The organism is Streptococcus sp. DAT741 (assembly GCF_009866825.1).
GTDB classification, from domain to species: domain Bacteria; phylum Bacillota; class Bacilli; order Lactobacillales; family Streptococcaceae; genus Streptococcus; species Streptococcus ruminantium.
Genome location: NZ_CP019557.1, coordinates 1,476,340 through 1,490,973, shown reverse-complemented (window position 1 = coordinate 1,490,973; position 14,634 = coordinate 1,476,340). Strand labels below are relative to the sequence as shown.

13 protein-coding genes and 1 tRNA gene are annotated in these 14,634 nt (G+C 39.8%); 13 read left to right on the top strand and 1 reads right to left on the bottom strand.

Going from position 1 to position 14,634, the window contains the following annotated elements:
• Positions 1-214 precede the first annotated feature (214 nt).
• On the bottom strand, positions 215-814 hold the full coding sequence (locus BZG42_RS07025; RefSeq protein ID WP_024531534.1) for a TetR/AcrR family transcriptional regulator: 600 nt from the start codon (positions 812-814) through the stop codon (positions 215-217).
• A gap of 241 nt (positions 815-1,055) precedes the next feature.
• Here BZG42_RS07025 and BZG42_RS10285 point away from each other — a divergent pair, with 241 nt between their 5' ends.
• From BZG42_RS10285 to BZG42_RS06960, 13 genes are all read left to right on the top strand, one after another.
• Positions 1,056-1,130 carry a hypothetical protein gene (locus BZG42_RS10285; protein ID WP_159780148.1) on the top strand — a complete coding sequence of 25 codons (75 nt, stop codon included), beginning with the start codon at positions 1,056-1,058 and terminating at the stop codon, positions 1,128-1,130.
• Positions 1,131-1,546: 416 nt separating this feature from the next.
• Positions 1,547-2,035: a VanZ family protein gene (locus tag BZG42_RS07015; protein WP_155996325.1), complete on the top strand. Its 489-nt coding sequence runs from the start codon at positions 1,547-1,549 to the stop codon at positions 2,033-2,035.
• Between the two features lie 324 nt (positions 2,036-2,359).
• A protein-coding gene (prfB, locus tag BZG42_RS07010; RefSeq protein WP_155996326.1) for a peptide chain release factor 2 occupies positions 2,360-3,455 on the top strand; the annotation gives its coding sequence in 2 pieces (ribosomal slippage) (positions 2,360-2,431 and positions 2,433-3,455; 1,095 coding nt in all).
• 36 nt (positions 3,456-3,491) lie between these two features.
• On the top strand, positions 3,492-4,184 hold the full coding sequence (gene ftsE, locus BZG42_RS07005; protein WP_024531531.1) for a cell division ATP-binding protein FtsE: 693 nt from the start codon (positions 3,492-3,494) through the stop codon (positions 4,182-4,184).
• Entirely contained in the window at positions 4,177-5,106 is a 930-nt protein-coding gene (gene ftsX / locus BZG42_RS07000) for a permease-like cell division protein FtsX (RefSeq protein WP_024531530.1), read from the top strand. The genes ftsE and ftsX overlap by 8 nt, the downstream gene beginning before the upstream one ends.
• Positions 5,107-5,250: 144 nt before the next feature.
• A tRNA-Thr gene (locus tag BZG42_RS06995) sits at positions 5,251-5,323 on the top strand.
• A 417-nt stretch (positions 5,324-5,740) separates the two neighbouring features.
• Positions 5,741-7,471, top strand: a complete 1,731-nt coding sequence (locus tag BZG42_RS06990) for an ABC transporter ATP-binding protein (protein WP_155996327.1) — start codon at positions 5,741-5,743, stop codon at positions 7,469-7,471.
• The gene (locus BZG42_RS06985; protein ID WP_155996328.1) at positions 7,468-9,207 is read left to right on the top strand and encodes an ABC transporter ATP-binding protein; all 1,740 of its coding nucleotides are present in this window, start codon (positions 7,468-7,470) and stop codon (positions 9,205-9,207) included. The genes BZG42_RS06990 and BZG42_RS06985 overlap by 4 nt, the downstream gene beginning before the upstream one ends.
• A gap of 106 nt (positions 9,208-9,313) precedes the next feature.
• A complete protein-coding gene (locus BZG42_RS06980) occupies positions 9,314-10,060 on the top strand; it encodes a CPBP family glutamic-type intramembrane protease (RefSeq protein ID WP_155996329.1) in 747 nt (248 codons plus the stop codon).
• A gap of 147 nt (positions 10,061-10,207) precedes the next feature.
• A complete protein-coding gene (locus BZG42_RS06975) occupies positions 10,208-10,903 on the top strand; it encodes an HAD family hydrolase (protein WP_155996330.1) in 696 nt (231 codons plus the stop codon).
• Positions 10,904-11,357: 454 nt separating this feature from the next.
• The gene (locus BZG42_RS06970; protein ID WP_155996331.1) at positions 11,358-12,062 is read left to right on the top strand and encodes an N-acetylmannosamine-6-phosphate 2-epimerase; all 705 of its coding nucleotides are present in this window, start codon (positions 11,358-11,360) and stop codon (positions 12,060-12,062) included.
• A gap of 61 nt (positions 12,063-12,123) precedes the next feature.
• The gene (locus tag BZG42_RS06965; RefSeq protein ID WP_155996332.1) at positions 12,124-13,434 is read left to right on the top strand and encodes an extracellular solute-binding protein; all 1,311 of its coding nucleotides are present in this window, start codon (positions 12,124-12,126) and stop codon (positions 13,432-13,434) included.
• Positions 13,435-13,746: 312 nt separating this feature from the next.
• Complete coding sequence (locus BZG42_RS06960; protein ID WP_024532210.1) at positions 13,747-14,634, top strand: carbohydrate ABC transporter permease; 888 nt, start codon at positions 13,747-13,749, stop codon at positions 14,632-14,634.

Genomic DNA, 14,634 nt, shown 5'->3' with positions numbered 1-14,634 from the left:
AAGGTACCTTGGTTGGAGCAACTACTATCAACTTTAAAACGGACTATATCAAAACCAGTCCATACTAAGTGCGGACTGGTTAGTTACCTGAATGATTATCCTGAAAGACGTGTGTTAAAAGTTAGTTGAATCGCCGTGTGCCGAATGGCATGCATGGTGGTGTGAGAAGAATTAAAAATTTGCTTCTACTCGATTGGCTTACATCATTCCAAAGCTACTCATTTTCTGAAATAGATTGCTGTTCCGTAGGTAGCTCTGTAATGAGATAATCATAGAGTGACTCTTTAACAAGTTTTAAAAAAACTTTCTTAAAGTCCTCAGGTGGCAAAGGATTTTCTTGAATAATCCAATTTTTTATAATGGTCGTAGTTTGTTCGACAATGAGTCTTATTAGTACATCATCTGATAGGTGAAATTTTTCACTAGAAGGATGCATATTTTTTATTCCCCATTCAGTGTAGGTAGATACGACAAATTGTTCAAATGAAGGGGCAATAGCAGAGATGTATAGACAACTAACCCATTTTCTCTTCTCATAAATAACAGGAAGAAGCCTGTCTGCTATATAGTCAAACGGATTGCCATCCTGCTCAATATCATAATCACTACAAATTTGATACACCTGTTTATCAAGAAATTGGTACACGTAATCAACAATTTCTTGAAAATTTCTAAAATGTTTCCGATAAATAGCTTGTCGAGTGAGTCCAGCCTCTTTAGCGATTTCTGACATGGTAAAGCCTGTTTTTTCAGGATTTTTGATAGCTAACTCAAAAAAAGCATCAATAATTCTTTCGCGCGTATACTTTGCCATACTTATCCTTTCGTGGTATAAGAGTCAACATCTGCAAGTATATCTTAAAGTCTAGCTTTAAACCCTTAAAAAAAGGGAAAAATCCTAAAAAATAAGTCCACACTGTGTCAACCGATTGTTCTTCATTTCTTATAATTTATGTTGGAAATGTCACCATTACCAGTACCTACAAGCCAACCACTCCTCCTAAGCATAAAAATCTACTCCACTATCATTAACAGGAAGTCATAGCGAGCTAGGACTGACGATTGTCGGACTAGCACTTGCCGGGACTATGAGTGCTCAAGCGATTTACCGAAAGAAGAAAAAGGCATAGCAAACCCACAGAGTGAGCGAAAGCGGAGCTTGATTGTGAGGAAAATAAACTAAGGCAACTGTCTTAACTCTATAATCCAAAAGCGAACAAAATAGTTTTCTATCATTTAGAATGCTATCTTGTTCGCTTTTTATTTAAGATAGAGAATTATTTGAACCATTCCTAGACTGGTATATTGGCTCATGAATCATGAATATTTGAGGTTTAAAATGATGAAACGATAAGTCAGCCTACAGATATAGGGGTAAGATTGAATGTATTCTCTCTTTTTATGAAGTCTGTATTAAAGGGGCCAAGAGAAGGCCTTTGTATCTGTAAAGTACCTGTAATACGAAAAGCTCTTTGTCACAGAAGTGACATTTTTTAAGCTAGCTTTTATGATATAATGATAGAGCATGTTGAGGGGAGGAGATGCTATGCGGACAAAGAAGTTGAGCATATTTTTATTTTTTGCCTATCTCCTTTTGCTTGTCTGGATGATTGTTTACAAGATGAACCTGAATATTTTATATGGTCGCTATGATATTGGCAGTATCAATCTGCTTCCTTTTGCAGGTACTGCGGTATATGATGGGGTTCTCTATTTTCCAGAAATACTCTTTAATATCATCAGTTTTATCCCTTTTGGAATCTATATGGAGATGCTCTTTCGCAAGGCATCATGGGGAACAAATTTATTTGTAATCATGTTGGTTAGTCTGTCCTTTGAAGTGGCTCAATATGTCCTTTTGCTCGGCATTGCAGATATTACGGATATACTGGCTAATGTGCTTGGTGGCGCTATTGGTATCAATATTATGTATGTTCTAACGAGTATTTGGCGAGAAAAAGCCTACACGCGTATGAATGTATTTTGCCTTTTTCTGACGTTTCTCGTCATAGCGGTAACCTATTTGATTGTGTAAGTCTTGCAAAAAACCTCTGCATTTTGCTAAAATGGATACAGAGTGGAAGAGATAGGGTTTCTTTTGGAAGTTGATTTTATCAAACGGGATAGTGAAGAGTAAACTGAAAAGGACAATACTTTAATTGTAGAGCTTTTCTAAACATAGTCATAGACTAGCAATTGTGGTATAATAAAGAGATAATACTTTGAGAAAATCGTCAACTTACTTTAGTAGGTATTAGCTCTGGTAAGGATAGCCTGTTACTTTGAAGAGAAAAGTAGTAGAGGCTTATCTTCGACTTTTAATTTTTATCAAGTATAAGTAAATAAAAATGAGGTGTATATGGATACAGCAGAAATTCGCCAAAAGATTGAAGAACTTGGCAAAAAACTAACTTCTTTTAGGGGGTCTCTTTGACTTAGAAGGTCTGGAGGAAGAGATTGCCATTCTCGAGAACAAGATGACAGAGCCAGATTTTTGGAATGATAATTTGGCTGCGCAGAAAATATCTCAGGAGTTGAACGAACTGAAAAATACGTATGGAAATTTTCAGCAGATGTTAGATGATTATGAGGAGTCAGAGATTCTTCTAGATTTTCTAGCAGAGGACGAGTCGGTTCGTGAAGAGTTGGTAGAAAAATTGATCAATTTGGATAAGTTGATGACAGCTTACGAGATGACCCTACTCTTATCTGAGCCTTATGACCACAATAATGCTATCTTGGAGATTCATCCGGGATCAGGTGGTACAGAGGCACAAGACTGGGGAGAAATGCTTCTACGGATGTATACCCGTTATGGAAATGCTAAAGGATTTACGGTTGAAACCTTGGATTATCAAGCAGGAGATGAGGCAGGAATCAAGTCAGTGACTCTCAGCTTTACTGGACCAAATGCTTATGGTTTGTTAAAATCGGAAATGGGGGTTCATCGTCTGGTGCGTATCTCGCCGTTTGATTCGGCAAAACGACGCCATACCTCATTTACATCTGTGGAAGTTATGCCTGAATTGGATGATACGATTGAAGTCGAGATCAGAGATGATGAGGTGAAAATGGATACCTTTCGTTCGGGTGGTGCCGGTGGTCAGAATGTCAATAAAGTATCGACAGGGGTGCGCTTGACCCATATTCCAACCGGTATAGTAACCCAGTCAACGGTAGATCGGACGCAATATGGCAACCGTGATCGCGCCATGAAGCTCTTGCAGGCTAAATTGTATCAGTTGGAGCAAGAGAAGAAAGCGGCAGAGGTGGACTCGCTCAAGGGAGATAAGAAGGAAATTACTTGGGGAAGTCAGATTCGTTCCTATGTCTTTACTCCTTATACCATGGTTAAAGACCATCGAACTGGCCATGAGGTCAGTCAGGTAGATAAGGTCATGGATGGTGATTTAGACGGTTTTATAGACGCTTATTTAAAATGGCGAATTAGCTAAAATCTAAAGAAAGGACTGTCTGAGACAGAAAATCCTATGGGAATAATAGAAATGAAAGATGTTTCCAAGAAATATGGAAACGGAACGACTGCCCTTCGCGGTGTGTCGGTAAATGTTGAGGCGGGAGAATTTGCCTATATTGTGGGTCCATCCGGTGCAGGTAAGTCAACTTTTATCAAACTCTTATATCGGGAGGAAAAGCTTGATAAGGGAAGACTAAAGGTCGGAAACTTCGATTTAGCCAAAATTAAAAAGAGGGATGTGCCTCTTCTGCGCCGTAGTGTAGGAGTCGTTTTCCAGGACTACAAACTCTTGCCGAAAAAGACGGTTTTTGAAAACATTGCTTATGCTATGGAAGTTATTGGTGAGAAACCACGCAATATCAAGAAGCGAGTAATGGAAGTTTTGGATTTGGTCGGATTAAAACATAAGATTCGTTCTTTCCCGAATGAGCTTTCTGGTGGTGAGCAGCAACGTATTGCGATTGCTCGTGCCATTGTTAATAACCCTAAGGTATTGATTGCGGATGAGCCGACCGGTAACTTGGACCCTGAAAATTCATGGGAAATCATGAATCTTCTAGAGAGAATCAATCTGCAGGGAACAACAATTTTAATGGCAACGCATAATAGCCAAATCGTAAATACACTTCGTCACCGAGTTATTGCAATCGAAGATGGTCGTGTGGTGCGTGACGAAGCAGAAGGAGAGTATGGATACGATGAGTAAGCGATTTTTTAGACATTTTATAGAATCATTGAAAAGCCTAAAGCGAAATGGCTGGATGACGGTTGCAGCTATTTCATCTGTAACCATCACCCTTACTCTGGTTGGTCTCTTTGCTTCTGTCATCTTGAATACAGCAAAATTGGCTACAGATTTGGAACAAAATGTGCGCATCAATGTTTACCTCAGAGCTAATTCGACAGATCAGGTCGAAACCATTGTCAATGAAGCAGGGGAAACTGTCGCAAACCCCGATTTTAAAAAGGTTTACAATCAAATTACAGCCTTACCAAATGTTAAAAGTGTGACTTACTCAAGTAAGGATGAGCAGTTGAAAAAATTGACTGAAACACTCGGCGAAACATGGAATCTTTTCCAAGGGGATGCTAATCCGCTTTATGATGCCTATATTATCAATACCACAGAGCCTCAGTATGTAAAATCTGTAGCAGCTGATATTGCTAAGATTGATGGTGTAACGGAAGTACGTGATGGTGAAGTCGAAACAGAACGTATCTTCAAATTGGCTGATTTGGTGCGTACTTGGGGACTTGCAGCAACAGGCTTGCTACTGTTTACAGCAGTCTTCCTGATTTCTAATACGATTCGTATTACAATCATTTCTCGTAGTCGTGAAATCCAAATTATGCGTTTAGTTGGTGCAAAAAACAGTTATATCCGTGGTCCTTTCCTCTGGGAAGGAGCATGGGTCGGTCTGTTGGGGGCAATTTTACCTTCTATCCTAGTCTATTCTCTCTATCGAGTGATTTATAACTCGGTTAATGCTAGCCTTGCTAGTCAAGATTTATCCTTAATTAGCATGAATGTCTTCGTTCCAGGAATGGTAGGTGCCCTTTTTGTTATCGGTGTCATCATCGGTGCACTTGGGTCTGTCATTTCTATGAATCGTTATTTAAAGATTTAAAATATAGAAGGTCCGTACGGTTTCATAGGTATTGGGCCTTTTGTTTTTTATTGCGGTGAATGAAAAGCTGATATATCTTTTTCTTTATAAAATTTTAAAAATCCATTGACATTTTTATAGAGACATGGTATAGTAATTGAGTACGCTGGTTTAGCTCAGTCGGTAGAGCGCATCCATGGTAAGGATGAGGTCGCCGGTTCAATCCCGGCAACTAGCATATAGGAGAAACAGCCTTTGTGGTTGTTTTTATTTTTCCTCTTGACTTATATGTTGATTGTGTTAGAATAGAACATAGAAAAAGGAAAGGAGTAAGACAGATGAATACAAAACTTGTCGTTAAACAAGCTGTTTTTTATGGTATACTCCTTTCTAAGCAGGGATAAGATACTCAGTAATAGACTGTTTTTAGCTTTCTATTGAGTTTGGTCTATTTTTGTGGACTTAAGATAAGCCTAGGTGGAGTGTAGTTTACCTAGGCTTTTTTGTGTCCAGTCGTTTGAGAAACTCTTTTGAAAACTGTCGTTTTCTCATCGTGAAGGGAGGAAAAGTGATTGTTTTCAAGGAAGATTCATGTGATTATTGTTAGCCTTGCTCTTGTTCAATAGATTCGATGGTATTTTTATAAAGGAGATATATGTTTCGATTGATTTTTGATTATGTTAAGCGACACAAGCGGCTGTACTTGTTAGTTGCTATAACATTGATTGTTTATGATGCTACGCTTTTGATTCCGACGAAAATCATTCAGCAGATGGTAGACATACTGACAAAAAATAGTCTGACAGATCAAATCTTGATCCAGAATATAGCTGTGCTTGTCTTGGTGACCTTGCTGAACTATGCTACGGCGTTTATTTGGCACTTGAAACTGTTTCAAGCTTCGGTGAATTTCAAGTTTAATATGCAGCAGCGGGCTTTCAAAAAGCTAGTGACGATGCGAACGCCGTTCTATGAGAAGTTTCGCTCTGGTGATGTTATGACTCGCTTTTCAACAGATGTTGATGGCTTAATGGAGATGGCAGGCTACGGTCTGATGATCGTTGTCTATGCTGGAGGTATGCTAGCTTTCGTTATTCCAACCATGTTTTTCATTGATTGGAAGATTTCGCTCATAGCCTTATTACCTATGTTGGTGATGACCAGTTGTTTCTTTCTCATCGGTCGTAAGCAGGACAAGGCTATTGAGGTTAACCGAGAGGCAGTTGCCCAGCTTAATAATGAGGTGTTAGAGGTCGTTGAGGGGATTCGAGTGACACGAGCCTACAGTAAGAAGGCTACTCAAAAGGCTAAATTTCAAGCTCGAACCAAGCAGTTGGCACAGGGAGGAGATCGGATTACTTCCCTTCAATCCCTTTACAACCCTCTTGCTACGATCTGTCTAGGCTTGTCTACCGTTCTTGTCCTTGTGATGGGGACACAAGCGGTCAAGGTGGGGCAGCTTACATTGGGGCAGGTGATTGCTCTTCAGCTCTATATTGGATCACTCCTTGAACCTTTCTGGATGCTTGCAGACTTCATTTTGGTTTATCAGACGGGTAAGACTTCCTTTGAGAAGTTGCAAGAACTGATTGAGACTGGAGACGATTTAGAAGCTGATGGTTCTGGGGAAATAGCAGAGCTAGCTAGTATTTCCTTCAAGGATTACAGCTTTCGCTATCCACAGGCAGAGAGGGAAAGTTTGAGGAATATAACTTGGACTTTGAAGGCCGGTCAGACAGTTGGTATTGTTGGGAAAACAGGTTCTGGTAAGACAACATTGGTCCGGCAATTCCTCCGGCAGTATCCAATTGGTCAGGGGCAATTCACTGTTAACAATCGGTCTGTGTTGGATTTTAAGCGTTCTAGTATGGAGCGAAAAATTGGTTACGTTCCACAAGAGCATATCCTTTTTTCAAAGTCTGTTGGTGATAATATTGCCTTTGGGAAGCTGGCTAGTAGTCCTGAAGAGATTGAGCAAGCCATTGCTACAGCAGCCTTCTGTCAGGACCTAGAACGGATGAGCGATGGGTTAGCTACTATGATTGGGGAGCGTGGGGTGTCTATCTCAGGTGGTCAGAAACAACGGATTTCCATTGCCAGAGCTTTCTTGCGCGATCCTGATTTACTGATTTTAGATGATTCTTTATCGGCAGTAGATGCTCGGACAGAACGCCAGATTATCCAAAATATCCAAAAGGAACGTTCTGGAAAAACCAATATCATTGTAACCCACCGTCTGTCAGCTGTTCACCATGCGGACTGGGTCTTGGTCTTGGATGAGGGACGAATTGTGGAAGAAGGACACCCAATGGATTTGCTGGCCTCAGGAGGTTGGTATTTTGAACAGTATCAGCGTCAACAAAGTCAGGAAGGGGGAGAAGAGTGAGAGTCTTAGGATTTTTATTAAAACAAATTAGTCGAGTCAAGTGGCTATTTGCAGTTGGAATTGGTTTCTATCTTCTAGCTTCGACGATGGTACGTTTGGCTCCTTTGCTCATTCAGCAGGCCATTGATGGGCCTATAACAGACTTGAGCAAGGGACTGCCATTTGATGAAGTGGGTTTCTTGAGTCGTTCCACTCAGTATGTGGGGATGATTTTGATAGGCGCCTTGGGTTTTTATCTGTCTATGCGTTTGCTCATGCACTGTGCCAACCGTATTGCAGCAGCTCTCAGGAACCAAGCTTACGATATTATGCAACGTTTGCCGATTGCTTATTTCGATGATAAGCCCGCAGGAAAGATTGCGACTAGAATTGTTAATGATACAGAGACGTTGCGTACCCAATTTTATGGAACTCTTGTTTATGTGTTTAATAATATTGTCCGACTGGGCTTTACTTATGGTGTGCTTTTTTACATGAATGCTATTCTAGGTTGGCTCATGTTGGTTTTGATTCCACTTTATGTTGGTATCCAAGCATTCTATAAGAAAATGACAGACAAGCCGATGAAAGACTTTTACGATGCTAGGAGTGATGTCAATACGCAGGTAAATGAGACTATGAATGGGGCTAGTCTGATTCAGCTGTTCGGCCAAGAAGAGAGTGTGATGGAGGAGTTTGAAGCTACCGCAGATAAAATGCGTCAGGCAGATAATAAGATCATTTGGGCTCAGTCACTTGCGACTTGGAATTTGAGTGGCTTCCTGCAAAATTTAGTCGTCACTGGTATTTTGACTGTAGTAGGTTATCAATTCCTCAAGGGGCAAGCTGGAGTGACGGCTGGACGACTCTTTGTCTATATCAACTATATCGAGGGTGTTTTCATTGCTCTAGGTGCCTTGGTTCAGCAATTTCCAAATTTGTTGCGTTCTTTTGAAACGGGCAAGCGGTTGATGGCGCTTTTGGAAGAAAAAGTGGAGTCAGACAGTGATCGCACCTTGATGGTTGATCAAGGACAAGTTATTTTTGACCATGTTTATTTTGGTTACGAGGCGAAGCAGCCTGTTTTGAGGGATATTTTTATTCAGGCAGATAAAGGAGAAACAATTGCGCTGATCGGGCATACTGGTTCAGGGAAGTCTTCTATTATGAACTTACTTTACCGTTTTTATGATCCGCAAGAAGGGAAGGTTTTGATTGATGGGAAAAATATCCGTGATTACTCACGTGAAAGTTTGCGTAGCTATATGGGCATTGTCTTGCAGGATCCCTACCTGTTTACTGGTACGATAGCTAGCAATGTTTCCATGAATGATGATGAGGCGGATCGGGAGAAAATTCTACAAGCTCTTGAGAAAGTTGGGGCAGGTCCTATGCTAGCTCGCCTTGATAGAGGGATTGATGAGCCTGTTGTTGAGAAGGGCTCAGCCTTCTCCAGTGGTGAGCGTCAATTGATTGCTTTTGCTCGTACTCTTTATTCTGATCCGAAAATTTTGATACTGGATGAGGCGACTTCTCATATTGACACAGAAACTGAGGAGATTATCCAGCATGCTATGGAAGTCGTCAAGGAAGGACGGACGACCTTTATCATTGCTCATCGTTTATCAACTATTCAGAATGCAGATCAGATTTTGGTTTTGGATCAAGGGCGTATTGTTGAACGTGGTAGACATGAAGAATTGATTGGTCTAGGAGGCATCTATGCTCAGATGTATGAGATTCAGGCGCGTGTCTGATGGGGGCATAATCATGGAGTGGTTAGCAGAGATGCTAGAATACCTTGGTTCATTGCCTGTGGGTGATGAGATTAGTAGGGTGTAAGTAAGAGTACAGGAAGAAAGGATGATGATTATGACTGTGTTGGATTGGAGAAAAAAAGATAAGCTGCACTATTTAAAATGGTGGGATGTATTGATCATTACTGCAATCATGTTTGGCTATTTCATCTGGAGTTCGATGTCGGCATTTTTATCTTTGGAAGATGTTAATACAGCACCGCTATCCGAATTTTCGGATAGCAGTAATTGGTATGCGCTAGGATTTCAGCTTGTATTGCTTTTTGTAGCTTTGGCGTATTTGTATGTTAGAAATTTTGATTTTGCACTGTGGAAGATAAGGATCACTATCAAATCAGTCTTCATCGGCATTGCCTTATTTATTGGAATAGCCTTATTGTTTGATCTGTATTTTATGATTGTATATAATATCATCCCTTATCCACGTACGGATGACTCGATATTCTATGAACAGCAGGCGACAAATGCATTTTTACATAAATTGTCTACGGTAAATCTGTCACTTCTGCTATATTCGATCCTCAATGGATTTTATGAGGAAATATTTTTCTTGGGAATCTGTTTGAATGTTGCGCCGGCTAAAAAGATGTATTATTTTGTTTATTCGCTTCTGGTGCGTTATTCTTTCCATACTTATCAAGGGAATGTTTCGGCGATGGCAATTAGCTTGTTGGTGGGAGGAATCTACTATCTTCTCTATAGGAGAATGAAGGAGAAAAATCTGTTTCCATTTTTCTTAGCACATGCAATAACGGATGTTTTGGGGGCGGGAATCATTTCTTATTTTTTCTAGAGATAATATATTATCGCTGATGAGTTGCCTCCAAATTCTTGATATTATAGCTATGTCCAACAGGTATGGGAGTATTTTTCCCATGTCTGTAATGGAAAGCAAATTTTAAACCTAGGCAGAAGTCTAGGTTTTTGTTATAATCATTTCATGAAAGCATTGATTTTTGATTTAGATGACACTCTGTATAATCAACTACATCCTTTTCAGCAGGCTTTGGAGAAGCATTTGCAAATAGCAGAGGAAGATATAGCAGCGCTTTATCTGGCTTTCCGTCATTATGCTGACGAGGTTTTTGAGGCTGCTGCAACAGGAAAAATGAGCTTGAAAGATAGTCATGTCTATAGGATGAAACGGGCTCTGGTTGATATTGGCTATAGGGTATCGGATGATTTAGCTCTGGCTATTCAGATGGATTATGATTATTTTCAAGGACACCTAGAATTGAACGCTGTTTTTCCAGATGTTTTCAGGTATTGTAAGGAACGGGACATTACGATAGGAATCATTACAAACGGTCCTTACCACCACCAGTTGAAAAAGATACGAAGTCTGGGGCTTTTTGAATGGTTTGATTCGGATTTGATGATGATTTCAGGACAGGTCGGCGTAGCTAAACCTCATCCTGCTATTTTTCACTTGATGGAGGAGAAATTGGGGCTATCTAGCGAGGAGATTTGCTACTTGGGGGATTCTTTTGAAAATGATGTGGTAGGAGCAAAATCTGTGGGCTGGAAAGCGATTTGGTTTAACCATAGAAAGAGAGAAGTTCCGGTAAACTCCTTTAAGGCAGACAGCCTTGTTGATGAGTGGGATGAATTAGAGGGAGTAATACGGTCGTTATAGTGGCCTTCTGGTGTGATGAATCAGGAGATGGAGAAAAATCCATACATTTGTAATGCGGTGATAATGATGTAGGTATTTGTGAGAATTAAAAAAACTAGCTAGGATGTCAGTAAGTGTCATCCTTTATCCGGTTAAAACTGAGATTTTGCTTCCTGTCTATTTATAAAAAGGAAAGAACTAGCTAAGGTCCTTATTTTAGCTAGTTTTTTGTGTGCTGCTACAGTATCCATTTAGTTCTCATTGAATTTGATGTGTTGTTTCTTAATCTTAGAGGAGAAATTGAAACTAGTTCTATAAAAATCAAACCTTTTTAAAACTAGTTTTAAAAGTAGACCATTTTTTCGTAAAACAGAAATTAGATTTTAAATGAAGCAATGGGATTGAAAAAAAGTTTATATGCTATATAATGATATTGTAAGCGCTATCTAAAGCATAGAGATAGAAAGGAGAAAGAATGGTCAACATCAGCAAAGAGTCCTTCAAAGAGCGGATAAAAGATGGCATCATTGTTTCCTGTCAGGCTTTGCCAGGTGAGCCTCTATATAGAGAAGAAGGTGGTGTTGTGCCCTTATTAGTCAAAGCGGCTCAAGAAGCAGGAGCGGTGGGAATTCGAGCTAATAGCGTGCGAGATATTAGGGAGATCAAAGAAGTAACAGATTTACCAATTATCGGAATTATCAAAAGAGACTATCCCCCTCAAGAGCCTTTTATCACAGCTACTATGAGGGAAATTGATGAATTGGTAGCCCTTGATATTGAAGTCATTGCTCTGGATTGTACAAAACGAGAAAGGCATGATGGTCTGACTATCGTAGAGTTCATTCAGCGGATTAAGGAAAAATATCCGAAGCAACTATTCATGGCAGATATCTCCACCTTTGATGAGGGGGTGACCGCTCATCAAGCAGGAATTGATTTTATTGGTACAACTCTTTCTGGATATACTTCATATAGTCGACAAGAGGATGGGCCTGATATTGACTTGGTTGATCGTTTATGTCAGGCAGGTATGGATGTGATTGCAGAAGGAAAAATTCACTATCCTGACCAAGTTAAAATGATTCATGATTTGGGAGTGGCAGGTATTGTCGTCGGAGGAGCCATTACCCGTCCGAAAGAAATAGCAGAGCGTTTTATTCAAGCTCTGCAGAAAAACTAATTACATTGTCCATCAAACTAACTCCCCTTGGGAGTAGAAAACAAATTAAAGGAGAAGAATGATGAAAAAATTGATGCATTCATTGCTAGCAGGTGCAGCTATCTTGTTGCTAGCTGCTTGTAGTTCAAATACCAGTAACTCAACTGTGAACTCTTCAAAATCTGGAGATTCAGGTAAGACGGCCATTACTTGGTGGGCTTTTCCTGTTTTTACTCAGGAAAAGGCTGAGGATGGTGTAGGAACTTATGAGCAGAAGGTTATCAATGCATTCCAAGAAGCAAATCCAGATATTACTGTCAAACTAGAAACCATTGACTTTACTTCTGGTCCAGAAAAGATTACAACAGCTATTGAGGCAGGTACAGCTCCAGATGTTCTTTTCGATGCACCAGGGCGCATTATTACCTACGGAAAAAATGGGAAATTGGCAGACTTGAATAACCTCTTTACGGATGATTTTATTAAAGATGTGAATAACGACAATATCATCCAAGCCTCTAAAGCTGGAGATACAGCCTATATGTACCCAATTAGTTCTGCTCCATTTTACATGGCATTTAATAAAGCAATGCTAAAAGAAGCAGGGGTCCTTGACCTTGTGAAAGATGGTTGGACTACAGATGACTTTGAAAAAGTTATCAAGGCTCTTAAAGATAAAGGTTACAATCCAGGTTCGCTCTTCTCTAATGGACAAGGAGGAGACCAAGGGACTCGTGCTTTTTTGGCAAATCTCTACAGTGGAAGTATTACGGATAAAGCTGTGACTAAGTACACAACTGATTCTGAACAAATGATTAAAGCTCTCTCTAAGACTGCTAGTTGGATTAAAGACGGTTATATGATGAACGGTTCTCAATATGCAGGTGGCGATGATATTCAAAACTTTGCAAATGGACAGACATCCTATACGATTCTTTGGGCTCCTGCACAGAATGGTCTTCAAGCTCAATTATTAAAAGCATCAAAAGTTGAAGTTTTGGAAGTACCGTTTCCTTCAGAGGATGGTAAAGCAGCCCTTGAATACCTAGTAAATGGTTTTGCAGTCTTTAATAATGGTGATGAGGCAAAAGTTGCAGCAGCTAAAAAATTCGTTCAATTTATCGCAGATGATAAAGAGTGGGGACCTAAAAACGTTGTGCGTACAGGTGCATTTCCAGTTCGTACTTCATTTGGTTCATTGTATAGTGATGAACGCATGGCTATGATTGATAAGTGGACTAATTATTATTCACCTTATTACAATACAATTGACGGATTTGCTGAAATGAGAACTCTTTGGTTCCCAATGCTTCAAGCGGTTTCAAATGGCGAAAAAGAAGCAGAGCCAGCTTTGAAAGAATTCACCGAGAAAGCAAACGCAACGATTAAATAAATGAACTGGAAGTTGCTCCTTTTCTCTGTCGCATACCTATATTTTTTGAAAATCCAATCTCCATACTTATCAAGAGGTTTTACGAGTGAAAAGTTTCACTGAAGCTTCTCAGTCGTATTCATTAGGCTTCAAGCTATAGCCTAGTCGAGATTGCCTGACTTTCATTGAGTATTCGTAGATAAAGAAAGGGAGCTTTTCATACTCTGTAAAAATCAAAATGGTAGGTGTCAAGAGTCATAATGTTAGTCTATTTTTGTTGGGCATTTGTTGATTTTACCGGCTACCAAAACCATTAGAATTGAGGTGTTATAAGTGCAGATAAATAAAATTAGAATGCGGGAGACTGTCATATCCTATACATTTTTAGCTCCAATTCTCATTTTCTTCACTATATTTGTGCTGGCTCCGATGATTATGGGATTTGTCACTAGTTTCTTCAATTATACGATGACAGATTTTACTTTTGTAGGGCTAGATAACTATGTGCGGATGCTGAATGATCCGATTTTTATAAAATCCCTAATCAATACAGTGATTATCGTGGTGGGATCAGTACCGGTTGTTGTTTTCTTTTCTGTATTTGTAGCGTCACAAACTTATGAAAAGAATGTAATCGCTCGTTCCTTTTATCGGGCGGTCTTCTTTCTGCCAGTTGTAACGGGATCTGTAGCTGTGACAGTTGTCTGGAAATGGATTTATGATCCCTTATCTGGTATCTTGAACTTTGTTCTGAAATCAGGTGGTGTTATCAATCAGAATATTAGTTGGCTTGGAGATAAGCAATGGGCTCTCCTGGCGATTATCATCATTCTCTTAACAACTTCAGTTGGTCAGCCAATTATTCTTTACATTGCAGCTCTTGGAAATATTGATAATTCCTTGGTAGAAGCAGCGCGTGTGGACGGCGCCAATGAGCGCCAGGTTTTTTGGCAAATCAAGTGGCCTAGTCTTCTGCCAACAACTCTTTACATTGCTGTTATCACAACCATCAACTCGTTCCAGTGTTTTGCACTGATACAACTTTTGACTTCAGGTGGCCCTAACTATTCGACATCTACCTTGATGTACTACCTTTACGAGAAAGCCTTCAAATTATCAGAATATGGCTATGCCAACACTATGGGTGTCTTTTTGGCAATCATGATTGCGGTTATTTCCTTTGCCCAATTCAAAATTTTGGGCAATGACGTAGAGTACTAG